At 68.3% G+C, this 23,870-nt stretch carries 17 protein-coding genes and 3 rRNA genes; 16 read left to right on the top strand and 4 right to left on the bottom strand.

The genetic code is table 11. The features are described 5' to 3' along the window. Position 1 precedes the first annotated feature (1 nt). Entirely contained in the window at positions 2 to 2,968 is a 2,967-nt protein-coding gene (locus AC3ANS_RS11660; protein WP_488296315.1) for an ATP-binding protein, read from the top strand. A gap of 107 nt (positions 2,969 to 3,075) precedes the next feature. Here AC3ANS_RS11660 and AC3ANS_RS11655 read toward each other — a convergent pair whose 3' ends face one another. The 3 genes from AC3ANS_RS11655 to AC3ANS_RS11645 all read right to left on the bottom strand — a co-directional run bounded on the left by AC3ANS_RS11655 (position 3,076) and on the right by AC3ANS_RS11645 (position 5,781). Continuing rightward, positions 3,076 to 3,906 carry an ABC transporter permease gene (locus tag AC3ANS_RS11655; protein WP_488296314.1) on the bottom strand — a complete coding sequence of 277 codons (831 nt, stop codon included), beginning with the start codon at positions 3,904 to 3,906 and terminating at the stop codon, positions 3,076 to 3,078. Further along, positions 3,903 to 4,907: an ATP-binding cassette domain-containing protein gene (locus AC3ANS_RS11650; RefSeq protein ID WP_488296313.1), complete on the bottom strand. Its 1,005-nt coding sequence runs from the start codon at positions 4,905 to 4,907 to the stop codon at positions 3,903 to 3,905. The genes AC3ANS_RS11655 and AC3ANS_RS11650 overlap by 4 nt, the downstream gene beginning before the upstream one ends. A gap of 61 nt (positions 4,908 to 4,968) precedes the next feature. Then, positions 4,969 to 5,781, bottom strand: coding sequence for a maleylpyruvate isomerase family mycothiol-dependent enzyme (locus tag AC3ANS_RS11645; RefSeq protein WP_488296312.1), 813 nt, complete (start codon positions 5,779 to 5,781; stop codon positions 4,969 to 4,971). Positions 5,782 to 5,871: 90 nt separating this feature from the next. Here AC3ANS_RS11645 and argC point away from each other — a divergent pair, with 90 nt between their 5' ends. The 13 genes from argC (at position 5,872) to AC3ANS_RS11580 (ending at position 21,484) form a co-directional block, all read left to right on the top strand. Next, positions 5,872 to 6,912, top strand: a complete 1,041-nt coding sequence (argC, locus tag AC3ANS_RS11640; protein ID WP_488296311.1) for an N-acetyl-gamma-glutamyl-phosphate reductase — start codon at positions 5,872 to 5,874, stop codon at positions 6,910 to 6,912. Then, on the top strand, positions 6,912 to 8,063 hold the full coding sequence (gene argJ, locus AC3ANS_RS11635; protein ID WP_488296310.1) for a bifunctional glutamate N-acetyltransferase/amino-acid acetyltransferase ArgJ: 1,152 nt from the start codon (positions 6,912 to 6,914) through the stop codon (positions 8,061 to 8,063). The genes argC and argJ overlap by 1 nt, the downstream gene beginning before the upstream one ends. 76 nt (positions 8,064 to 8,139) lie before the next feature. After that, positions 8,140 to 9,093: an acetylglutamate kinase gene (argB, locus tag AC3ANS_RS11630; protein ID WP_488296309.1), complete on the top strand. Its 954-nt coding sequence runs from the start codon at positions 8,140 to 8,142 to the stop codon at positions 9,091 to 9,093. 44 nt (positions 9,094 to 9,137) lie between these two features. After that, complete coding sequence (locus tag AC3ANS_RS11625; protein WP_488296484.1) at positions 9,138 to 10,274, top strand: acetylornithine transaminase; 1,137 nt, start codon at positions 9,138 to 9,140, stop codon at positions 10,272 to 10,274. Further along, positions 10,271 to 11,191, top strand: a complete 921-nt coding sequence (gene argF / locus AC3ANS_RS11620) for an ornithine carbamoyltransferase (RefSeq protein WP_488296308.1) — start codon at positions 10,271 to 10,273, stop codon at positions 11,189 to 11,191. Before AC3ANS_RS11625 ends, argF begins: the two co-directional genes overlap by 4 nt. Continuing rightward, a complete protein-coding gene (locus tag AC3ANS_RS11615; protein ID WP_488296307.1) occupies positions 11,188 to 11,739 on the top strand; it encodes an arginine repressor in 552 nt (183 codons plus the stop codon). The genes argF and AC3ANS_RS11615 overlap by 4 nt, the downstream gene beginning before the upstream one ends. Next, complete coding sequence (argG, locus tag AC3ANS_RS11610; protein ID WP_488296306.1) at positions 11,736 to 13,169, top strand: argininosuccinate synthase; 1,434 nt, start codon at positions 11,736 to 11,738, stop codon at positions 13,167 to 13,169. Before AC3ANS_RS11615 ends, argG begins: the two co-directional genes overlap by 4 nt. Then, complete coding sequence (argH, locus tag AC3ANS_RS11605) at positions 13,169 to 14,611, top strand: argininosuccinate lyase (RefSeq protein WP_488296305.1); 1,443 nt, start codon at positions 13,169 to 13,171, stop codon at positions 14,609 to 14,611. Before argG ends, argH begins: the two co-directional genes overlap by 1 nt. After that, positions 14,595 to 15,188: a DNA-3-methyladenine glycosylase gene (locus AC3ANS_RS11600; RefSeq protein ID WP_488296304.1), complete on the top strand. Its 594-nt coding sequence runs from the start codon at positions 14,595 to 14,597 to the stop codon at positions 15,186 to 15,188. The genes argH and AC3ANS_RS11600 overlap by 17 nt, the downstream gene beginning before the upstream one ends. Before the next feature lie 426 nt (positions 15,189 to 15,614). Further along, positions 15,615 to 17,139, top strand: a 16S ribosomal RNA gene (locus AC3ANS_RS11595). A gap of 444 nt (positions 17,140 to 17,583) precedes the next feature. Further along, positions 17,584 to 20,686, top strand: a 23S ribosomal RNA gene (locus AC3ANS_RS11590). Between the two features lie 135 nt (positions 20,687 to 20,821). Beyond that, positions 20,822 to 20,938 (top strand): 5S ribosomal RNA (gene rrf / locus AC3ANS_RS11585). The 16S, 23S and 5S rRNA genes sit together here, the layout of an rRNA operon. A gap of 186 nt (positions 20,939 to 21,124) precedes the next feature. Continuing rightward, a complete protein-coding gene (locus AC3ANS_RS11580; protein ID WP_488296303.1) occupies positions 21,125 to 21,484 on the top strand; it encodes a single-stranded DNA-binding protein in 360 nt (119 codons plus the stop codon). Here AC3ANS_RS11580 and AC3ANS_RS11575 read toward each other — a convergent pair. Further along, positions 21,459 to 22,583, bottom strand: coding sequence for a DUF1015 family protein (locus tag AC3ANS_RS11575; protein WP_488296302.1), 1,125 nt, complete (start codon positions 22,581 to 22,583; stop codon positions 21,459 to 21,461). The two genes, AC3ANS_RS11580 and AC3ANS_RS11575, sit on opposite strands and share 26 nt — an antisense overlap. Before the next feature lie 47 nt (positions 22,584 to 22,630). Here AC3ANS_RS11575 and AC3ANS_RS11570 point away from each other — a divergent pair, with 47 nt between their 5' ends. Together AC3ANS_RS11570 and AC3ANS_RS11565 are read left to right on the top strand one after the other, a co-directional pair. Beyond that, complete coding sequence (locus tag AC3ANS_RS11570) at positions 22,631 to 23,629, top strand: HAD-IIA family hydrolase (protein WP_488296301.1); 999 nt, start codon at positions 22,631 to 22,633, stop codon at positions 23,627 to 23,629. A 9-nt stretch (positions 23,630 to 23,638) separates the two neighbouring features. Beyond that, positions 23,639 to 23,869: a hypothetical protein gene (locus AC3ANS_RS11565; RefSeq protein WP_488296300.1), complete on the top strand. Its 231-nt coding sequence runs from the start codon at positions 23,639 to 23,641 to the stop codon at positions 23,867 to 23,869. Position 23,870: the final 1 nt, after the last annotated feature.

Raw genomic sequence — 23,870 nt, 5'->3', positions numbered from 1 at the left:
CGTGCCGACGGCTCCGCGGCTCGGGGTCCTCGACGGCGTCACGTGGGAGGGCGAGCCGGTCCGCGGCGAGCGCACCCACGCGCTGCTCCGCAGCCTCGCTGACGCCGGCTCGCGGGGGCTGAGCGAGGTCGCCCTCGTCGAGGAGATCTGGGGCGACGACGTCCCGGCCAACCCCACCAAGGCGCTCCAGGTCGTCGTCTCGCGCGCCCGCTCGGCGACCCAGCCCGACGTCATCGAGCGGACGCCGCGCGGCTACCGTCTCGCGCTCGCCGCGCGCGACGTCGATGCCTGGGCGCTGCGCCCGGAGGGCCTCCGTCTCGCGGCCGTGGGGGAGTACGCCGCGGCCCTGCCGTTGCTCGAGCGCGCGGAGCCCGACGACGAGGTCCTGGCGGCCCTGCTGCGCTCGCTCGCGAGCGTGCACGGCGTCCCGGCCGCGCTGGACAGGTACGAGCGGTACCGCAGCGACCTCGCCGACCGGCTGGGCGTGGACCCCGGCCCGGAGCTGCGCGCCCTGCACGCAGAGCTGCTCGCCCGCGACCGACCGGTGCGCGAGGGCCTCCTCTACGAAGCCTCCCGGCTGATCGGGCGCGAGGACGACGTCGTGGCTCTGGAGGCGATGATCCGCACCTCGCGGGTCACCTCCATCGTGGGCCCCGGCGGGCTCGGCAAGACCCGGCTCGCCCACCTGATGGGCCGGTTGGCCGAGCAGCCGGTCGTGCACTTCGTCGAGCTCGCCGGCGTCACCTCCCCGGAGGGAGTGGCCGTCGAGATCGGCGACGTCCTGGGCGTCCGTGAGTCGGTGGCGGGGCGGCTCACGTCGACGGCTGCCCGGCGTACGGACCTGGTGACGCGGATCGTCGACCAGATCGGGACCGCTCCGTCGTTGCTCATCCTCGACAACTGCGAGCACCTCGTCGACGCGGTCGCCGACCTGGTCTCCGTGCTGGTCCTCCGCACGCCGTCGGTCCGCGTGCTCACCACCAGCCGGGCGCCGCTCGGCATCGCCGCCGAACGGGTCTACCAGCTGCCGCAGCTCGGCCTCGGTGACGCCGTCGACCTGTTCCGCGAGCGCGCCACGGCCGCCCGACCCGGCGTGCGGCTCGACGACGCCGAGGTCCGCTCGCTGGTCTCGCGCCTGGACGGTCTCCCGCTCGCCGTCGAGCTCGCCGCCGCCAAGGTGCGGGTGATGTCGGTCGCGGAGATCGAGCGTCGCATCGAGGACCGGTTCGCACTGCTGCGCGGCGGCTCCCGCGACGCCCCGGAGCGGCACCAGACGCTCCTCGCCGTCATCGACTGGAGCTGGAACCTGCTCCACGAGCAGGAGCGCGTCGCGCTGCGCCGGCTCTCGATCTTCCGCGACGGGTTCTCCCTCGACGGGGCCGAGGCCGTGGTCGGCGGCGACGCGCTCGGCGCGGTCGCCAACCTCGTGGACCAGTCCCTCGTGACCGTGGTCGAGGGCGCCGGAGACGTGCGCTACCGGCTGCTCGAGACCGTGCGCGAGTTCGGCCAGATGCAGCTGGTCGGCGCCGGCGACGACACCGAGACGCTCACCCGGCTGCGGGCGTGGGGGATGGCGCTGGCCCAGCGGTGTTCTCAAGAGCTGTTCGGACCCGATCAGGTCCGGACGATGACGGAGATCAGGGCCGAGGAGGGCAACCTCGTCGACCTGCTCCGGCGCTGCCTGCGGACGCGCGACGCCGACCCCGTCGTGGTGCTGGTCGCCTGCCTGTCGGACTTCTGGACGATCGAGGGCAGCCACCTCAAGGTCGTCAGCATCTCACCTGAGGTCGAGGACGTCGTCGTCGACGCTCGCGTCCCCGCCGAGCTCGTGGACGCGTTCCGCACGACGCTCGTCGCGCTCGCCTTCAACTCGCTGATCTTCTCCGACTCGGTGGTCGGCCGGTCCTTCGATCACCTCGAGCAGCTCGGCGCCGGCTCCCGCACCACCCGCAGCGAGATCGCGGCGACGGTCCTGCTCGCAGCACGCCGCAGCATCGGCGAGGAGCGCATCGACGCCCTCGACAAGCTGTGTGACGACCCGGACCGCCGCGTGGCCCAGCTCGCGCTGCAGTGGTCGAGCCAGATCCACGAGAACCAGGGCGAGCTGCTCCTGGCGCAGGAGCGCGGCCTGGCGTCCCTCGCGCTGACCGACGAGCGCGACGGACCGTGGGGCGCTGCCCTCGTCCGCGCCCAGCTCGCGGGGCTGACGATGCAGGTCGGCGACATGGATCAGGCGATCGGCTACGCCCAGCAGGCGATCCCGGTGCTGGAGGCGCTCGGGGCCGAGGAGGACGTCGCCCAGCTGCGGGCGGTGCTCGCCGTCGGCGCGATGGAGGACGGACGGATCGCCGAGGCCGAGCGGATCTTCGACGAGATCGAGGCCGACGACGCCGGCACGGGGATCTTCGGGGCGGCGGTCATCCTGCTGTGCGGGCGCCCTGAGCTGGACCTGGCCGCCGGTCGCGTCGACCTCGGGCTCCGGGGCTACCGCGAGGCGGTGGAGACCCTGGCGCAGCGCAGCTTCCCGGAGTTCCAGGCAATGCTGGGCTACGAGCCCTGGGCGCTGTACGCCGCCTCCGCGGCGCTCGCGGCGCACGTGCGGCACGGCCGCGCCGAGGAGGTCGACGGCCTGCGCCGGGAGCTGCACCGCAAGGCTCCCGACATCCTCGAGGGAACCGTCGGGTTCCTCGACTACCCGGTGTTCGGGTCGCTGCTCTTCGCGCTCGCGGTGGGCGAGCTCGCGGAGCCGCACGACCCCGAGCGCACCGCGGTAGCCGTACGCCTGCTGGTCTACGCCGACCGGTTCGGCTACAACCGGCAGCTGCCGAGCCTCGCCTGGGCCCCGGCCCTGGCCCTGGCCGAGGCGGCGGTGCCGGGGGAGGAGGCGCGGATCCGCGCCGAGCTCGGGGCCACGAGGGCCACCGAGCTCCGCGACGAGATCCGCGAGCTGCTGGCGCAGCTGGCCTGAGCGAATGGCTTGGCTGACGTATTGGGATTCGACGCGCTGCCGCGACTTCGTTCCTCAGCCGCGACGCCTGCTCTACCTGCCCGCCCGACGGGGGCTCGGCTGGACGGTCACATCTTGCGGTTGTAGCTGCGGACCGAGAGCGGCAGGAAGACCGCTACCACGATGGCGCAGCCCACGAAGGCCCAGCCGACGTTCGCGGTGACATCACCGTTGTTCATCAGGTCGCGCAGCGCGTCGATCACCAGCGTCACCGGGTTGACGTTGACGAAGTGCTGCAACCAGGTGGGCAGCGTGTTGACCGGGACGAACGCGTCGGAGAGGAACGTCAGCGGGAACATGATCATCATCGAGATGCCCTGCACGGCCTGGGCGCTCCGCGCGATCGTCCCGAAGTAGGTGAAGATCCACGCCAGCGACCACCCGGCCACGACCGTCAGCAGCCAGCCGCCGACGACCCCGAGGACGCCGCCGCCGGGCCGGTAGCCCATCGCGAGGCCCGTGAGGATCGTCAGGGTGGCGGCGGTGCCGTAGCGGACGAGGTCCGCGAGTGCCGGACCGACCAGCGGCGAGATCCGTGCGATCGGCAGCGACTTGAACCGGTCGAAGACCCCCTTGTCCATGTCCTCGCGCAGCTGGGTGCCGGTCGCCATCGACGCCGTGAGAGCGGTCTGGGCGAGGATGCCGGTGATCAGCATCGGCAGGTAGCTCGACACGTCACCGGAGATCGCGCCACCGAAGATGTAGGCGAACATCGCGGTGAACAGCAGCGGCTGGATCGTCACGTCGAACCACTGCTCGGGATTGCGGCGCATCTTCTTCAGCGCCCGCCACGCCATCGCGAGACTCTGGTCGATCGTGTCGCGCAGCGAGGGGTGGGTGACGATCGTGCGGTCGAGGACCGTCGTCGTCTCGTGCTCGGGCAGCAGGGTCGTGCTCATCGGGCCACCTCCATCGTGGGCTCCAGTGCGGGCTCGGATGCCTCGTCCTCGGCGCTGTGACCGGTGATGGCCAGGAACACCTCGTCGAGGGTGGGCTTCTGGACGGTCGCGCTGAGGATCGACAGGCCCGACTGACGCAGCGCGATCAGCACGTCGGCGGCCCGGTTGGCGTCGGTGAGGGCGGCGTTCAGTCCGCCGGCCTCCGGGGTGAGGACCGGCTCCTCGCCGAGGATGCGGCGTACGACGGAGACGGCGTCGGCCAGGTCTGAGGTCCGCTCCATGCGCAGGTGCAGCGTGGAGCTGCCCACCGAGGTCTTGAGCTCGTCGGGGGTGCCCTCGGCGACCTTGATGCCTCGGTCGATGACCGCGACCCGGTCGGCGAGCTGGTCGGCCTCGTCGAGGTACTGCGTGGTCAGCAAGACGGTGCTGCCCTCGCGGATCAGCTCGCGGATCGTGTCCCACATCTGGCCGCGGGTGCGGGGGTCGAGCCCGGTCGTCGGCTCGTCGAGGAAGATCAGCGGCGGCCGCGAGATCAGGCTCGCGGCGAGGTCGAGGCGCCGGCGCATGCCGCCGGAGAAGGCGTTGATCTGCTTGTCGGCCGCCTCCGCGAGACCGAAGCGCTCCAACAGGTCGACCGCGGTCGAGGAGGCCTTGGCCGAGGAGAGTCCGAGGAGCCGTCCGAACAACCAGAGGTTCTCGCGGCCGGTCAGGTTCTCGTCGACCGAGGCGTACTGGCCCGTGACGCCGACGAGCTGGCGGATCATGTGCGGGTGCCGGCGTACGTCGACACCGAAGATGCTGGCCTCGCCCCCGTCGATGGGGAGCAGGGTGGCGAGCATCTTGAGCATGGTGGTCTTGCCTGCGCCGTTGGGGCCGAGGACGCCGAAGACCTCGCCGCGGCGCACCTCGAGGTCGACGTGGTCGACCGCGCGCTGCGTCCCGAAGGTCTTGACGAGCCCGGCGGCCGCGACGGCCAGGTCGGTGTCAGGTGAACGTGTCATGGCTCGAGACTGGAGCCACCGGGTTTCAATCCACCTTCACCCGGGTTTCACCGGTTTCGATCTAGGAGATCGGCTGGTCGACCGCTCGGCGGAAGTGGTCGTAGACCGCCCGGTCGCCAGCGACCCGGATCTCGGTGTCGTCGCCGCGGCGCCACAGCCAGGCGTCCACCGCCCCGGCGGGCCCGTCGACGACGACGTCCGGCTCCTCGCCGGGGTCGGCCACGACCGCGATGTCCTCGAGCCGCTCGTGGTGGGTGCCGCTCTCGGGGTCGGTGCCCGTGAAGTGCCCGACCTGCACCCACACCGACTCGTCGCGGTCGGTGAGGTCGACGCGCAGGTGCTGGGGGACCTCGACGGGCAGGGGCGTGAAGGTGCCCCACGGCGGCGTGCCCCCGAACATCACCGCGAGTGCCTCCTCGACGCCGTCGGCGGCCAGCTCCGGATCGAGCGGGGTCACGTCGCCGGCAGTCAGCTCGGCGTCCAGCCGGTGGATGAGGGCCTCGTGGGCCTGCCGACGGAACGTGAAGCCGACCGTCTGCTCGTCCGACCACGACCAGGCGGCCTCGGCGGGTTCCGCGGCCTCGAGAGCCGCGACGAGCGCGGCGGAGTGCTCGTCGAAGGCCGCGAGGATCTCGGCGTACGACGCCGGCCTGTCCGGCTCCGTCCAGTCCTCGCCCGGCATGACCGGGCGGTCTCGGATGATGCGAGTCCAGAACTGCTGCACCTTCGTGAGGTGCCACAACAGGTCGGCCGCATTCCAGTCGGGGCAGCTGGGTACGCGAGCCTCGGGGTCGCACTCGGAGAGCACGGCCCGGAACCGGGCCGACTCGACACGCAGGTGGTCCAGGTAGCCGTCGAACGTCAATCTCGCCATGATGGGAACCTAGTTCCCAGCGCCGGCCGCGGCACACCGGGTTTCTACCCGGTTGCACATAGACATACGAAGATCTGTATAGTCATGCATATGACGAGCAAGCGCATCGCGGTCGCCGGAGCCAGTGGCTACGCCGGAGGCGAGCTGCTCCGTCTGCTCCTGGCCCACCCCGAGGTCGAGATCGGTGCGCTGACCGCGGCATCCAACGCCGGCCAGCCGCTCGGGGCGCTGCAGCCGCACCTCGTGCCGCTCGCCGAGAGGCTCCTGGTAGAGACGTCCCTCGAGACCCTGGCCGGCCACGACGTCGTGTTCCTCGCGCTGCCGCACGGCCAGTCCGGTGAGCTCGCCGCCCAGCTGGGCGACGCCGACCCGCGCACCGTGGTCATCGACTGCGGCGCCGACTTCCGGCTCGCCGATCCCGCGGCCTGGGAGAAGTTCTACGGCGGCACGCACGCCGGCACCTGGCCCTACGGGCTCCCCGAGCTCGCCGGCCAGCGGGCCCTGCTCGCCGGCGCGCGGCGGATCGCCGTCCCGGGCTGCTACCCGACGGTCTCGACGCTCGCGCTGGCGCCCGCGGTGGCCGCAGGCATCGTCGAGCCCGACGTGGTGGTCGTCGCCGCCTCGGGGACCAGCGGGGCCGGCAAGGCCGCCAAGCCGCACCTGCTCGGCAGCGAGATCATGGGCAGTGCGAGCGCTTACGGCGTCGGCGGCACCCACCGGCACACCCCAGAGATCACCCAGAACCTCTCCGCGCTCGTCGACGGAACCGTCCGGGTCAGCTTCACGCCGCTGCTGGTGCCGATGCCCCGCGGCATCCTGGCCACCTGCTCGGCCCCGCTCCGTGGCGACATCACCGCCGAGGACGCCTACGCGGTCTACAAGTTGGCGTACGCCGACGAGCCCTTCGTCCACCTGCTCCCCGAGGGACAGTGGCCCCAGACGAAGTCGGTGACCGGATCCAACGCCGTCCACCTCCAGGTGACGGTCGACGAGGACGCGCGACGACTCGTCGCCGTCGGTGCTGTGGACAACCTCGCCAAGGGCACCGCCGGCGCTGCAGTCCAGTGCATGAACCTCGCGCTCGGCCTCGACGAAGGCCTGGGCCTCACGACCGTAGGAGTAGCCCCGTAATGAGCATCACTGCACCCCAAGGCTTCCGGGCCTCCGGCGTGGTCGCCGGACTGAAGTCCACGGGCGCCAAGGATGTCGCCCTCGTCGTCAACGACGGGCCCACCTTCGACTCCGCCAGCGTCTTCACCGCCAACCGTTGCAAGGCCAACCCGGTGCTCTGGAGCCAGGAGGCCGTCAAGGACGGCACGGTCCGCGCCGTCGTCCTCAACTCCGGTGGTGCGAACTGCTACACCGGCCCCGACGGGTTCCAGACGACCCACGCGGTGGCCGAGCGGGTCGCCGAGCGCCTCGGCTTCGGCCCGATCGACGTCGTGGTCTGCTCGACCGGCCTGATCGGCCTGGCCAACGACCGCGAGCAGGTCCTCGCCGGCGTGGAGGCGGCGTACGCCGCTCTCGCCGCCGACGGTGGCTCGCAGGCGGCCGAGGCGATCATGACCACCGACACGGTGAGCAAGCAGGTCGTCGTCGAGGGTGCCGGCTGGTCGATCGGGGGGATGGCCAAGGGCGCGGGCATGCTCGCGCCGCAGCTCGCCACCATGCTCGTGGTGCTCACCACCGACGCCGTCGTGCCGGCCGCGGACCTGGACGCTGCCCTGCGCACGGCCACGGCGGTCTCCTTCGACCGGCTCGACTCCGACGGGTGCATGTCGACCAACGACACCGTGACCCTGATGGCCAGCGGGGCGAGCGGCATCACCCCGTCGCTGCCGGACTTCACCGCTGCGCTCACCCAGGCGTGCACCGACCTCGCGATGCAGCTGCTGCGCGACGCGGAGGGCGCCGACCACGAGATCGCGATCACGGTCCTCAACGCCGCGACCGAGGCCGAGGCCGTCGAGGTCGCGCGCAGCGTCGCCCGCTCCAACCTGTTCAAGGCCGCCGTGTTCGGCAACGACCCCAACTGGGGACGGGTGCTGGCCAGCATCGGCACCACCACGGCGCGGTTCGACCCCGCCGACCTGGACGTCGCGATGAACGGCGTCTGGGTCTGCCGGCAGTCCACGCCGCACGCCGACCCCGCCGAGGTCGACCTGAAGCCGCGCGAGGTGAGCGTGACCATCGACTTGAAGTCCGGCCCCGAGCGGGCCACGGTCTGGACCAACGACCTCACCCACGCCTACGTCCACGAGAACAGCGCGTACTCATCATGAGCGAGCGGAGCGAGCGAATCAATCAAGACAGCGCGTCCGGTGCCTCATGCGCGCACGGAGCGAAGCGAGTACGCGCATGAGCGAGCGGAGCGAGCCCACGATCCAGCACACGCAGCACGACCCCAGCAAGCCCGATCCCGCGAAGGCCCGCACGCTGGCGGCCGCCCTGCCGTGGCTGAAGCGCTACCACGGCAAGATCGTCGTGGTGAAGTACGGCGGCAACGCGATGACCGACGACACGCTCAAGCGCGCGTTCGCCGAGGACATCGCGTTCCTGCGGTTCGCCGGCTTCAAGCCGGTGGTCGTGCACGGCGGTGGCCCCCAGATCTCGACGATGCTCGACCGGCTCGGCATCGAGTCGGAGTTCCGTGGGGGCCTCCGGGTCACCACTCCCGAGGCGATGGACGTCGTCCGCATGGTGCTGGTCGGCCAGGTCCAGCGCGAGCTGGTCGGGCTGATCAACGAGCACGGGCCGCTCGCGGTCGGCTGCTCGGGGGAGGACGCCGGCCTGTTCACCGCCGAGCCGACCAACACCGTCGTCGACGGCGAGGAAGTCGACCTCGGCCTGGTCGGGGAGGTGGCCCGGGTCCGTCCGGAGTCCGTGCTCGACCTGATCGAGGCCGGCCGCATCCCGGTGGTGTCGAGCGTCGCCCCGGACATCGACGGCCAGGTCCACAACGTCAACGCCGACTCGGCCGCGGCCGCGCTCGCCGTCGCGCTCCGGGCGGAGAAGCTCCTGGTGCTCACCGACGTCGAGGGCCTCTTCCTCGACTGGCCGAGCTCGGAGGACGTGATCGGCGAGATCGGACCCGAGGCGCTCGAGGAGATCCTCCCCACGCTGGCGTCGGGCATGGTGCCGAAGATGGGCGCCTGCCTGCAGGCGGTCAAGGGCGGCGTGCCCCGCGCCACGGTGGTCGACGGCCGGGAGCCGCACGCCGTGCTGCTGGAGCTGTTCACCAACGAGGGCGTCGGCACGCAGGTGCTGCCGGGCGTCGAGACCAAGACCCGGAAGGCGAGGGACGCCCAGTGAGCGACGCTGAGCAGACGTGGGGGGAGCGGTACGCCGCGAGCCTGATGAACACCTTTGGCCCGCCCAAGCTGGTGCTCGTCCGCGGCGAGGGCTCGCACGTCTGGGACGCCGACGGCAAGGAGTACATCGACTTCCTGGGTGGCATCGCCGTCAACGCGCTCGGCCACGCCCACCCCGCCCTCGTGGAGGCCGTGACGAAGCAGCTGCAGACACTGGGCCACATCTCGAACTTCTTCACCAGCGCTCCCCAGGTCGAGCTCGCCGAGAAGCTGCTCGACCTGCTCGGCGTCGGCCCCGGCGGCGGCAAGGTCTTCCTCACCAACTCCGGCACCGAGGCCAACGAGGCGGCGTTCAAGCTGACCCGCCGCAGCGGTCGCACCCACGTGGTCGTTGCCGAGGGCGGCTTCCACGGACGCACCATGGGCGCGCTTGCGCTCACCTCCAAGGAGGCCTACCGCACGCCGTTCGAGCCGCTGCCCGGAGACGTCACGTTCGTCCCGTACGGCGACGCCGAGGCGCTGGCGGCCGCCGTGACCGATGCGACGGCCGCGGTGCTGCTCGAGCCGATCCAGGGCGAGGCCGGGGTCGTGGTTCCCCCCGAGGGCTACCTGGCCGGGGCCCGCGCGGTCGCCGACGAGCACGGTGCGCTGCTCTGGTTTGACGAGGTGCAGACCGGCATGGGCCGCACCGGCCGGTGGTTCGCGCACACGGGTGTCACGCCCGACATCGTCACCGTCGCGAAGGGCCTCGGCGGGGGCTTCCCGGTCGGCGCCTGCATCGGCCTCGGGGCCGCGGGCGACCTGCTCGAGCCGGGCAACCACGGCACCACGTTCGGGGGCAACCCGGTCGCGTGTGCCGCGGCGCTCGCCGTCATCGGGACGATCGAGGACGAGGACCTCCTCGCGCACGTGACCGAGCTGGGGCACAAGCTCCGCGACGGACTGGCCGCCGACCCGCGCGTCACCGAGGTGCGCGGCGAAGGGCTCCTCATCGGCCTGGACCTCTCGGCCGAGACCTCCGCAGCCGTGGTCGCGGCCGCCCAACGGGCCGGGTTCATCGTGAACAACCCCACGCCCCGGCGCATCCGGCTCGCGCCCCCGCTGGTCCTCACCGCTGACGACGCCGAGGCGTTCCTGGCGGCGTGGCCGGCGATCCTCGACGAGGCGATGGGTCCGGCATGAGGCACTTCCTGGCCGACGACGACCTCACGCCCGCCGAGCAGGCCCACGTCCTGGACCTGGCGGCCGAGCTCAAGAGGGCGCCGTACGCCGGCAAGCCGCTCGCGGGTCCCCGCACGGTCGCGATGATCTTCGACAAGCAGACCCTGCGCACCCAGGCGTCGTTCGCTGCCGGCATCGCCGAGCTCGGCGGGCACCCGATGCTCGTGGACGGCGCGCTGGCGGGCATCGGCGTCCGCGAGTCGGTGCACGACGTCGCACGGGTGCTGGGCCGTCAGGCCTCGATGATCGTCTGGCGCACCTACGCGCAGACCCGGCTCGAGGAGATGGCCGAGCACGCGGGCGTGCCGGTGATCAACGCACTGACCGACGAGTTCCACCCCTGCCAGCTGCTGGCCGACCTGCTGACGATCCGTGAGCACAGGCAGCGGCTGGCCGGCCTGACGGTGGCGTTCGTCGGCGACGGCGCCTGCAACATGGGCAACTCCTGGCTGCTCGCCGGCGCGACCGCGGGTCTGCACGTGCGGGTCAGCTCGCCGGCCGGCTACGCCCCGGAGGCGGCGATGGTCGAGCGGGCAGCCGCGATCGCGGCGACCACCGGCGGGTCCGCGGTGCTGCAACCCGACGCCGTCGCCGCCGTGTCCGGTGCGGACGTGGTCGTCACCGACACCTGGATCTCCATGGGCAAGGAGGACGAGGCCGCGTCCCGGGCCGCGGTGTTCGCGCCGTACTCCCTGACCACCGAGCTCCTCGGACACGCCCGGCCCGACGCGATCGTCCTGCACTGCCTGCCGGCCTACCGCGGCAAGGAGATCGATGCCGAGGTGCTCGACGGCCCGCAGAGCGTGGTCTGGGACGAGGCCGAGAACCGCCGCCATGCCCAGAAGGCGATCATGACCTACCTCCTGGAGACCCGATGAGCTCCGCGATGCGTCCGACGACCAAGAACGCGCGGCACCAGCGCATCGTCGAGCTGGTCACCCAGCGCGAGGTGCACTCGCAGGGGGAGCTGGCCGAGCTGCTCGCCGAGAGCGGCCTTCGGGTCACCCAGGCGACACTCTCGCGCGACCTGGTCGAGCTCGACGCGATCAAGGTCCGCTCGCCGTCGGGCTCGCTGGTGTACGCCGTACCTGCCGAGGGCGGGGACCGACGACCGAGCGCGCCGGGGGAGACCGCGGCGGCGACCGCCCGGTTGGCACGGCTGTGCAGCGAGCTCCTCGTGAGCGCCGACGCCAGCGCCAACCTGGTGATCCTCCGCACTCCTCCCGGCGCGGCCCAGTTCCTGGCCTCCGCCTTCGACAAGGCCGAGCTGCCAGCGATCCTCGGCACCATCGCCGGCGATGACACGGTGCTGGTCATCGGCCGCGGACCCGACAGCGGCGACGAGCTCGCCCGCCGGTTCCTCTCGCTGGCCGACAGCCACCAGCACCCCGACGACTCCCCACTCGAGAAGGAAGAGCATTCGTGAGCAAGGTCCTGACGTCCCTCCCGGTCGGCAAGCGTGTCGGCATCGCGTTCTCGGGAGGCCTGGACACTTCGGTGGCGGTCGCCTGGATGCGTGACAAGGGCGCGATCCCGTGCACCTACACCGCCGACATCGGCCAGTACGACGAGCCCGACATCAGCAGCGTCCCCGACCGGGCGCTGCTGTACGGCGCCGAGATCGCCCGTGCCCTCGACTGCCGCCACCAGCTCGTGGAGGAGGGCCTGGCCGCGATGGTGTGCGGTGCCTTCCACATCCGCTCCGGGGGACGGGCCTACTTCAACACCACGCCGCTGGGCCGTGCGGTCACCGGCACGATGCTGGTGCGCGCCATGCACGAGGACGGGGTCGACATCTGGGGCGACGGCTCGACGTTCAAGGGCAACGACATCGAGCGCTTCTACCGTTACGGGCTGCTGGCCAACCCCGACCTCCTGATCTACAAGCCGTGGCTCGACGCCGACTTCGTGCACGAGCTCGGCGGCCGCGCGGAGATGAGCCACTGGCTCACCGAGCACGGGTTGCCCTACCGGGACAGCCAGGAGAAGGCGTACTCCACCGATGCCAACATCTGGGGCGCCACCCACGAGGCCAAGACGCTCGAGCACCTCGACGTCTCGCTGGAGACCGTCAGCCCGATCATGGGCGTCCGGTTCTGGGACCCGGCGGTCGAGATCGCCACCGAGGACGTCACGATCGCCTACGAGAACGGGCGACCGGTGAGCATCAACGGCATGCGCTACGACGACCCTGTCGCGCTGGTCCACGAGGCCAACGCGATCGGCGGTCGCCACGGCCTGGGGATGTCCGACCAGATCGAGAACCGCATCATCGAGGCGAAGTCCCGCGGCATCTACGAGGCGCCCGGGATGGCACTTCTCTGGATCGCCTACGAGCGCCTGCTCAACGCGATCCACAACGAAGACACCATCGCGCTCTACCACACCGAGGGCCGGCAGCTGGGGCGGCTGCTCTACGAGGGCCGGTGGCTCGACCCGCAGGCCCTGATGCTGCGCGAGTCGATCCAGCGCTGGATCGCCTCCCTGGTCACCGGCGAGGTGACGCTGCGGCTGCGGCGCGGTGAGGACTACACGGTCCTGCGCACCGAAGGCCCGTCGTTCTCCTACCACCCCGACAAGCTGTCGATGGAGCGCACCGAGAACGCCGTGTTCGGTCCGACCGACCGGATCGGCCAGCTGACCATGCGCAACCTCGACATCGCGGACTCCCGCTCCAAGCTCGAGGCGTACGCCGGCCAGCCGCTCGACCAGGGCACCGTGCTGGTCGAGAACGGCACCCTGTTCGGTGAGATCGAGTCCGGCGGCGGGGAGCGGATCGCCAGCAACCCGACCGTCGAGCACGGTGAGGGCGAGGACGCGCTCGACCATGCCGCCATGGAGTCGGGGACCGACTGATGACCGGAGCCACGCCCGAGGCCACCCCCGGGGGCACGAACACCGGCAAGCTCTGGGGCGGCCGCTTCGCCGGCGGACCGTCACCGGAGCTCGACGCGCTGTCGCGCTCCACGCACTTCGACTGGCGACTGACGCCGTACGACCTCGCGGGGTCGCGGGCGCACGCCAACGCCCTCCACCGGGCCGGGTTGCTGACCGACGGCGATCTCGCCGAGCTGCAGCGGGGGCTGGACGTGCTGGGCGAGCGGTACGCCGCCGGCTCCCTCCACCCCGACCCGTCCGACGAGGACGTGCACGGCGCGCTCGAGCGGATGCTGGTCGACGAGGTCGGCGCGGACGTCGGTGGCCGGCTCCGGGCCGGGCGCAGCCGCAACGACCAGATCGCCACGCTGTTCAAGGTGTTCCTGCGCGATCACGCCCGCGTGGTCGCCGGCCAGGTGCTCGACCTCGTCGACGCCCTCGCGGCTCAGGCCCGCGCGGCCGGTGCGGCCGTGATGCCGGGCCGGACGCACCTCCAGCACGCCCAGCCGGTCCTGCTGGCGCATCACCTGCTGGCGCACTGCTGGCCGCTGCTGCGTGACGTCGACCGGCTCGCGGACTGGGACGCCCGCGTGGCCGCGGACTCGCCGTACGGCTCCGGTGCGCTGGCGGGCTCCAGCCTCGGCCTGGACCCCGAGGGTGTCGCCCGCGAGCTCGGTTTCACCGGCTCGAGCGCGAACTCCATCGACGGCACCGCGTCGCGCGACTTCGTCGCCGAGTTCGCCTACGTCGCCGCGCAGATCGGCGTCGACGTCAGCCGGATCGCCGAGGAGGTCATCTTGTGGTCGACGCGTGAGTTCGGGTTCGTGACGCTCCACGACTCCTGGTCGACGGGGTCGAGCATCATGCCGCAGAAGAAGAACCCCGACATCGCCGAGCTCGCCCGCGGCAAGGCCGGGCGGCTCATCGGCAACCTCGCGGGCCTGATGGCGACCCTCAAGGCGTTGCCGCTGGCCTACAACCGGGACCTCCAGGAGGACAAGGAGCCGGTGTTCGACTCCGTCGACACGCTCGAGGTGTTGCTCCCGGCGTTCACCGGCCTGGTGACCACGCTCGTCTTCGACACCGAGCGGATGGCTGCGCTCGCACCGCAGGGCTTCTCGTTGGCCACCGACGTCGCGGAGTGGCTGGTCCGCGAGGGCGTGCCCTTCCGGGTGGCCCACGAGGTCGCCGGCGCCTGTGTACGCCGGTGCGAGGAGCTCGGCGTCGAGCTGGCCGACCTGACCGACGCCCAGTTCGCCGAGATCTCCCCGGCCCTGACGCCGGGTGTGCGCGGCGTGCTCACCGTCGAGGGCTCGGTGTCCTCGCGCGTCGGGCGCGGCGGCACCGCACCGGTCCGCGTCCGCGAGCAGCTCGACGAGCTCACCGCTCTCGTCGACGGACATCGTGGCCGGCTCCACTGATCTGGCCCAGGTGCTCGCCGGGCCGGTGCTCGACGTCGCACCCAGGATCCTGAACGCCGTGCTCCGGCACGGTGACGTCGCGGTGCGTCTCACCGAGGTCGAGGCGTACGACGGTGCCGCCGACCCGGGCTCCCACGCCTTTCGCGGACAGACCCGCCGCAACGCGGTGATGTTCGGGCCTCCGGGACACCTCTACTGCTACTTCACCTACGGGATGCACGTGTGCTGCAACGTCGTGTGCGGGCCCGAGGGGGCCGCCAGCGCCGTGCTGCTGCGCGCCGGCGAGGTGGTCGACGGTCTCGACGTGGCCCGGACGCGCCGACCGAGGTCGAGCGACCGCGACCTCGCCCGGGGCCCCGCGCGCCTGTGCTCCGCGCTCGGCATCGAGCTGAGCCACGACGGTGTCGACCTGGGGCGGGGGCCGATCACGCTGACGCTGGGGGAGCGATCCAGCGACGTCTCGACCGGCCCGCGCGTCGGGCTGAGGGGGGCTCCCGAGCGCCCCTGGCGGTTCTGGTCGACCGGCGATCCCACGGTCTCGGCGTACCGTCCCGCCGCCCCGCTGAAGCCGCGGTGACCCCCCGGTTTGGCACCGCCGCCACGCGCTGGTAATGTTCCACCTCGCCGCAGCACGCGGCTCCCACTCGGGCCAAGCGGCCACAAACGAGCGGGAGAGGTGCGCCCGGCGTCGGCAGAAGATCTGCCCGGTGAACGCAAGTTGACCTGGTGGCTCGGAACCGGTAAGTTTCTGCAGGTTGCCCCGCAGCCGGTCTCGCAAGGGTCTGGTTCGGTGTGCGTCTGATTCTTGAGAACTCAACAGTGTGTCATAGTCGACGAATTAGTTTGTAATGCCCCGTTGACTGATGTTTCTGCTTGCCTTTTGGTGGGTGGGGGTGTTGGTTGATGGTTTCTTTGACAATGATTCTGACAATTGTCAGTGTCTCCTGTCAGGCATCTCTTTTTCCTTGCATCGGTCTTTTTGGTTGGTGTGGGGGTGTTGTTTTCAACGGAGAGTTTGATCCTGGCTCAGGACGAACGCTGGCGGCGTGCTTAACACATGCAAGTCGAGCGGAAAGGCCCTTCGGGGTACTCGAGCGGCGAACGGGTGAGTAACACGTGAGTAATCTGCCCTTCACTTTGGGATAACTACCGGAAACGGTGGCTAATACCGGATACGACACAGGTACGCATGTGCTCTGTGTGGAAAGTTTTTTCGGTGGGGGATGTGCTCGCGGCCTATCAGCTTGTTGGTGGGGTAATGGCCTACCAAGGCTTCGACGGGTAGCCGGCCTGAGAGGGTGACCGGCCACACTGGGACTGAGACACGGCCCAGACTCCTACGGGAGGCAGCAGTGGGGAATATTGGACAATGGGCGGAAGCCTGATCCAGCAACGCCGCGTGAGGGATGACGGCCTTCGGGTTGTAAACCTCTTTCAGTACCGACGAAGCACCGGTAATGGTGGTGACGGTAGGTACAGAAGAAGCACCGGCCAACTACGTGCCAGCAGCCGCGGTAATACGTAGGGTGCGAGCGTTGTCCGGAATTATTGGGCGTAAAGGGCTCGTAGGCGGTTTGTCGCGTCGGGAGTGAAAACGCCGGGCTTAACTCGGTGCTTGCTTTCGATACGGGCAGACTAGAGGCATGCAGGGGAGAACGGAATTCCTGGTGTAGCGGTGAAATGCGCAGATATCAGGAGGAACACCGGTGGCGAAGGCGGTTCTCTGGGCATGTCCTGACGCTGAGGAGCGAAAGTGTGGGGAGCGAACAGGATTAGATACCCTGGTAGTCCACACCGTAAACGTTGGGCGCTAGGTGTGGGGCCTATTCCATGGGTTCCGTGCCGCAGCTAACGCATTAAGCGCCCCGCCTGGGGAGTACGGCCGCAAGGCTAAAACTCAAAGGAATTGACGGGGGCCCGCACAAGCGGCGGAGCATGCGGATTAATTCGATGCAACGCGAAGAACCTTACCTGGGTTTGACATACGCCGGAAAGCGCCAGAGATGGTGCCCCTTTTAGTCGGTGTACAGGTGGTGCATGGCTGTCGTCAGCTCGTGTCGTGAGATGTTGGGTTAAGTCCCGCAACGAGCGCAACCCTCGTCCTATGTTGCCAGCACGTTATGGTGGGGACTCATAGGAGACTGCCGGGGTCAACTCGGAGGAAGGTGGGGATGACGTCAAGTCATCATGCCCCTTATGTCCAGGGCTTCACGCATGCTACAATGGCCGGTACAAAGGGCTGCGATGCTGTAAGGCGGAGCGAATCCCAAAAAGCCGGTCTCAGTTCGGATTGGGGTCTGCAACTCGACCCCATGAAGTCGGAGTCGCTAGTAATCGCAGATCAGCAACGCTGCGGTGAATACGTTCCCGGGCCTTGTACACACCGCCCGTCACGTCACGAAAGTCGGCAACACCCGAAGCCGGTGGCCTAACCCTTGTGGGAGGAGCCGTCGAAGGTGGGGCTGGCGATTGGGACGAAGTCGTAACAAGGTAGCCGTACCGGAAGGTGCGGCTGGATCACCTCCTTTCTAAGGAGCACACGCCCCGATGGCCGTCGGATGTACGGTCACGCATGGTGGTGTTCACTAGTGGAATCGTCGATGAATGATCTGGTCCATGTTGTTGGTCCTCTCAGTACTGCTGGTCTGCTCTCTTCGGGGGGTTGCTGGTGTGGAACCTGGGGGTCGGCGGGGTGGGGTGGGTCGTGGCACACTGTTGGGCCCTGAGGGATCAGGCCTTGGTGACAGGGTTTCTGGTTTTTCTTGTGCCTCTTTCGTCTGGTCTTGCCCTGTGGGGTGGGGTTGGGTGTTGGTGGGCTGGTTGTTTGTGAATTGGATAGTGGACGCGAGCATCTGTGACTGGACTACACCAGGTCCGGTCACTTTTTGACGCCATGGTCAGCGGGCAGCCTTGTGGGGTTGTTTGGTGGTGGTGGTGTTCAGAGTCTTTGTAGTTTTTGTTGAGTGTTTGTGAGACAAGCTATGAAGGGCACATGGTGGATGCCTTGGCATCAAGAGCCGATGAAGGACGTAGGAGCCTGCGATAAGCCCTGGGGAGTTGGCAACCGAGCTGTGATCCGGGGGTGTCCGAATGGGGGAACCCAGCACGAGTCATGTCGTGTTACCTGCACTTGAATATATAGGGTGTGTGGAGGGAACGCCGGGAAGTGAAACATCTCAGTACCGGTAGGAAGAGAAAACAATAGTGATTCCGAGAGTAGTGGCGAGCGAAATCGGATCAGGCTAAACCCTTTGCGTGTGATACCCGGCAGGGGTTGCGTAGAGGGGGTTGTGGGACCATTTGGACCGGTCTGCCGGCTGGTCAAGCAGTAAGAAAATTCTGGTGAAGTTGAAGTCCATTGGAAAGTGGCGCCGTAGAGGGTGATAGCCCCGTAAGTGTAAGCCAGGATCTGCTGAGTGGTATCCCAAGTAACACGGAACCCCTGAAATTCCGTGTGAATCTGGCGGGACCACCCGTTAAGCCTAAATACTCCTTGATGACCGATAGCGGACAAGTACCGTGAGGGAAAGGTGAAAAGTACCCCTGGCGGGGAGTGAAATAGTACCTGAAACCGTGTGCCTACAATCCGTCGGAGCCTGTGAGGGTGACGGCGTGCCTTTTGAAGAATGAGCCTGCGAGTTTGCGTTGTGTTGCGAGGTTAACCCGTGTGGGGGAGCCGTAGCGAAAGCGAGTCCTAATAGGGCGTTTTAGTAGCACGATCAAGACCCGAAGCGAAGTGATCTATCCATGGGCAGGTTGAAGCGCGGGTAAGACCGCGTGGAGGACCGAACCCACTTAGGTTGAAAACTGAGGGGATGACCTGTGGATAGGGGTGAAAGGCCAATCAAACTTCGTGATAGCTGGTTCTCCCCGAAATGCATTTAGGTGCAGCGTTGCGTGTTTCTTGCCGGAGGTAGAGCACTGGATAGCCGATGGGCCCTACCAGGTTACTGACGTTAGCCAAACTCCGAATGCCGGTAAGTGAGAGCGCAGCAGTGAGACAGTGGGGGATAAGCTCCATTGTCGAGAGGGAAACAGCCCAGACCATCAGCTAAGGCCCCTAAGCGGTGACTAAGTGGAAAAGGATGTGGAGTCGCATTGACAACCAGGAGGTTGGCTTGGAAGCAGCCACCCTTGAAAGAGTGCGTAATAGCTCACTGGTCAAGTGATTCCGCGCCGACAATGTAGCGGGGCTCAAGTCATCCGCCGAAGCTATGGCATTCACGCAACAGCCCCAACGGGTGTGTGGATGGGTAGGGGAGCGTCGTGTCGCGAGTGAAGCTCCGGAGTGATCCAGGGGTGGACGCGACACGAGTGAGAATGCAGGCATGAGTAGCGAATCAGGAGTGAGAAACTCCTGCGCCGAATGATCAAGGGTTCCAGGGTCAAGCTAATCTGCCCTGGGTAAGTCGGGACCTAAGGCGAGGCCGACAGGCGTAGTCGATGGACAACGGGTTGATATTCCCGTACCGGCAAAGCAGCGCCCATGACGAACCCGGTGATGCTAACCGCCCGAAGCTCATCTGACCGATCCCTTCGGGGTGAGGCGGGTGAGGGGAGCGCGGGACCCGATCTGGTAGTAGTCAAGCGATGGGGTGACACAGGAAGGTAGCCCAACCGTGGCGATGGTTGTCCACGGGTAAGGATGTAGGGGGTGGTCCAGGTAAATCCGGACTGCTGGCTTGGATGCCGGCCCTGAGATCCGATGCCGATCCTTAATGGAGTAGTGGGTGATCCTATGCTGTCGAGAAAAACCTCTAGCGAGCTGCGCGCCGCCCGTACCCCAAACCGACTCAGGTGATCAGGTAGAGAATACCAAGGCGATCGAGCGAACCATGGTTAAGGAACTCGGCAAAATGCCCCCGTAACTTCGGGAGAAGGGGGGCCGGATCCGTGACACACCTTGCGTGTGGAAGCGGTGATGGCCGCAGAGACCAGGCCCAAGCGACTGTTTACTAAAAACATAGGTCCGTGCGAAGTTGTAAGACGATGTATACGGACTGACTCCTGCCCGGTGCTGGAAGGTTAAGGGGACCGGTTAGAACGCAAGTTCGAAGCTGAGAACTTAAGCCCCAGTAAACGGCGGTGGTAACTATAACCATCCTAAGGTAGCGAAATTCCTTGTCGGGTAAGTTCCGACCTGCACGAATGGAGTAACGACTTGGGCGCTGTCTCAACCGTGGACTCGGCGAAATTGCACTACGAGTAAAGATGCTCGTTACGCGCGGCAGGACGGAAAGACCCCGGGACCTTTACTATAGTTTGGTATTGGTGTTTGGTTCGGCTTGTGTAGGATAGGTGGGAGACTGTGAAGCATTCACGCCAGTGAGTGTGGAGTCAACGTTGAAATACCACTCTGGTCGTACTAGATGTCTAACCTAGGTCCATTATCTGGATCAGGGACAGTGCCTGATGGGTAGTTTAACTGGGGCGGTTGCCTCCTAAAATGTAACGGAGGCGCTCAAAGGTTCCCTCAGCCTGGTTGGCAATCAGGTGGCGAGTGTAAGTGCACAAGGGAGCTTGACTGTGAGACAGACATGTCGAGCAGGGACGAAAGTCGGAACTAGTGATCCGGCGTCGGCATGTGGAAGCGACGTCGCTCAACGGATAAAAGGTACCCCGGGGATAACAGGCTGATCTTCCCCAAGAGTCCATATCGACGGGATGGTTTGGCACCTCGATGTCGGCTCGTCGCATCCTGGGGCTGGAGTAGGTCCCAAGGGTTGGGCTGTTCGCCCATTAAAGCGGCACGCGAGCTGGGTTTAGAACGTCGTGAGACAGTTCGGTCCCTATCCGCCGCGCGCGCAGGAAACTTGAGAAAGGCTGTCCCTAGTACGAGAGGACCGGGATGGACGAACCTCTGGTGTGCCAGTTGTCCCGCCAGGGGCACGGCTGGTTAGCTACGTTCGGAAGTGATAACCGCTGAATGCATCTAAGCGGGAAGCACGTTTCAAGATGAGGTTTCCCACCCCCTTGAGGGGGTAAGGCCCCCAGCAGAACACTGGGTTGATAGGCCGGAGGTGTACAGCAGCAATGCCCAGCCGACCGGTACTAATAGGCCGAGGGCTTGTCTTACAAACCCTCAACAAAACCTACCAAAGCGCCTCGCGTCCACGATCCAACACACACAACTGTTATGCACACATAACAGAACAATGGCTTGGAACACCACATTTGTGAACACACACCAGATGTGGGATCCGCAAGAGTTACGGCGGCCATAGCGAAAGGGAAACACCCGGTCCCATCCCGAACCCGGAAGTTAAGCCTTTCAGCGCCGATGGTACTGCAACCGAGAGGCTGTGGGAGAGTAGGACGCCGCCGGACATACTTTTGAATAGGGCCACCCGCTATGCGGGTGGCCCTATTCGCATTTGCGGTGCATGTCGTAGGGGGCGCGCAGCCCGGGAGTTGTCCACAGGCGACCTGACGACGCCGTCATCCCCAGGCGGGGCCGCGCGATCGCCCGGCCGTCGGTGCGCGCGGTCAGGGTGTCGACCGGAGGTGATGTCGATGTCGGCACACAAGATGAAGGAGTTCGACCAGACGGTCGCCAACGAGGTCCGTCTGGTCGGGCGGGTGTCGCAGCAGCCGGAGGAGCGCGTGCTCCCCAGCGGCGACGCGATGTGGACGTTCCGGGTGGTGGTGCCTCGGGCCCCGGGTGGCGCCTCGCGTCAGTCGGTCGACGCGCTGGAGTGCGCCGCCTGGTCGGCCCGCGCGCGCCGTTCGGTCAGTGGCTGGTCCGCGGGGGACGTCGTGGAGGTGACGGGGGCGCTACGCCGCCGCTTCTTCCGGGCCGGCGGCTCTGCCGCCTCGCGCGTGGAGGTCGAGATGACGTCGGGGCGGGTCATTCGTCGCGCAGCGAGCGGATGAGGACGCCGACGCTCGGCTTCGGCTGGAACGACGTGGCCTTCTCCGGCAGCAGCCGGTCCGCCGCTGCGATGCGGAGGACCTGGCCGAACTCGGGTGCCGGCATCAGCAGGGCGACTCCCCGGCGTCGACTGACTCCTTGGAGGACCTCGTCGACGGAGTGCAGGTAGCTGGTGCTGGTCGGTGGCCGGTCGAGGGCGGGGACGAGGTCCTGGTGGAGCCACTCGACGGCGGCCCGGTCCGGGCCCAGGCCGGGGTGCAGGGTCGCCCAGGAGCTGCCGTCGGTGGCCACCAGGGTGTCCGGGGCCAGGGCCGCGACTCCCGACCTGCGGTCGGTCGTCTCGAACCGGACCCCGATCTGGGCCGCCGCGGCTCGGAGCCCGGAGATCGGCGTGCCGGCGAGGAGCCGGTGGATGGCCCCGAGGAACAGGGGCGTGTCGTCCTGATCGACGAGCATGGCGAGACCGGCGGCCGTGCCGTGCGTCGGAGCGAGCTGGTGCATGCGTTGGTAGGCCGCGAAGCGGTGATGTCCGTCGGCGATCAGCGCGTGCGAGCGTGCGAGCGCGGCGTCGAGCGCGGCGAGCTCTGCGGCGTCCCTGATCGCCCAGACCCGGTGGCGCTGCTCGGCGCGGTCGACGAACTCGAGGTAGGGCGGGCGGTCCTGGACCGTGGCGACCAGGGCGCGCGTGGCCGGAGAGCCACGGTGCACGAGCAGGATCGGCGCCGGGTTGACCTGCATCTCCGTCATCCGTGCGGCGAGCTCGTCCACCTGGGCGGGGTGGATGCCCTCATGGGGAAAGACGGCGATCTCGTCGCGGGTCGCTGCCCGGTGGGAGAGGTCCAGGCAGCCGACGAGCCCTCGAACCGTGATCCCGCCGGACGTGTACTCGTGCAGGTAGACGGCAGCCGCTGAGTCGTGGATGACCTGCCCCCGGCGCTCCCATCGCTCGAGGCGTTCCGCGACACCGCGGTAGGGCCGCGTGAAGGTGCGCGCCGAGCCGCGATCCCCGATCCTCCGCGCGGCCAGGGTGAGTCCACGGAACGGCAAGAGCCGAAGCGGCCCGGCACTGTGGGGTGGGGTGACCACCGTGCCGACGTCCATCGGAGCATCGTAGGGTGCGACCACGCCCGGTTCTGGAGGAGGTACGTGTGCTCGGCTCAACGCGGGAGGCCCTGTGCCGGGTCTACGACCTCGCGATGCTCGACCTGGACGGGGTCGTCTACGTGGGTGGCGACGCGGTGCCTGGCGCACCGGAGCACCTCGCATCGGCACGGTCGGCCGGGATGCGGCTGGCCTTCATCACCAACAACGCCTCCAGGCCGCCCGAGGTGGTGGCCGAGCACTTGCGCGAGCTGGGGGTCGACGCCACGGCCGACGACGTCGTCACCTCCGCGCAGGCCGCCGCGCGGGTGCTCGTCGACCGGTTCGGTCCGGGCGCGCGGGTGGTGACCCTCGGGGCGGACGGCCTGCGCGCGGCGCTGGACGCCGAGAAGTTGCAACCGGTCGGTGTCGAGGACGACGGGGTCGCGGTGGTCACCGGCTACGGCCCTGAGGTGCGCTGGGAGGAGCTGATGCGCGCGGCGGTGCGGATCCGTGGCGGGCTGCCCTGGGTGGCGAGCAACACCGACCTCACCTTCCCGGCGTCCTTCGGCGTGGCACCCGGCCACGGTGTCCAGGTCGACATGCTGCGCCGATTCACCGGCGTGGAGCCGACGGTGGCAGGCAAGCCCGAGCGGCCGCTCCTCGACGAGACCGTGCGTCGCGTCGGCGGCAGGCGGCCCCTGATGGTGGGCGACCGGCTCGACACCGACATCGAGGGTGGGCGTCGCGCCGGGGTCGACTCGCTCCTGGTGCTCACCGGCGTCACCGGGCTGCCTGAGCTCGTGGCCGCCCCGCCCGAGCTCCGCCCGACCTACCTGGCGCCCGACCTCGCCGGCCTGCTCGCGCCGCAGGAGGCTCCCGGTCAACGGGAGGGGGACTTCCTGCTCGGCGGCTGGCGGGCACGGGTCGCCGACGGGGCGTTGAGCATCGCCGGGCACGGTCCGGCCGGGGACTGGTGGCGGGTCGTCGCCGCCGCGGCCTGGGCCCATCTCGACCGCGAGGGTGAACCGGTCAGCCTGTCCGGCCTCGAGCCCCCCGCACGGTAGCCTCGGCTCATGAGCGAGGACGCCGACTTCACCGGGCACGACGGGCTCGACGACGCCGGCGAGCTGTCGTCGCAGACCGAGCGGGTGCGCACCGGGATGCCGGACGTCGACGAGGTGATCGTCGCGGTCGAGGAGCTCGAGGAGCGTCCCATCGAGGAGCACGTCGGCGTGTTCGAGGCTGCGCACGACCGGCTCCGCCGGGCCCTGGATCGTCCCGCCGGACCGACCGAGCCTTCCTGAC

It is taken from the genome of Nocardia sp. 149-1B (assembly GCF_057747975.1).
Note: the sequence above shows the minus strand (reverse complement) of the source record. Positions and strands in the feature narration are given on the sequence as shown.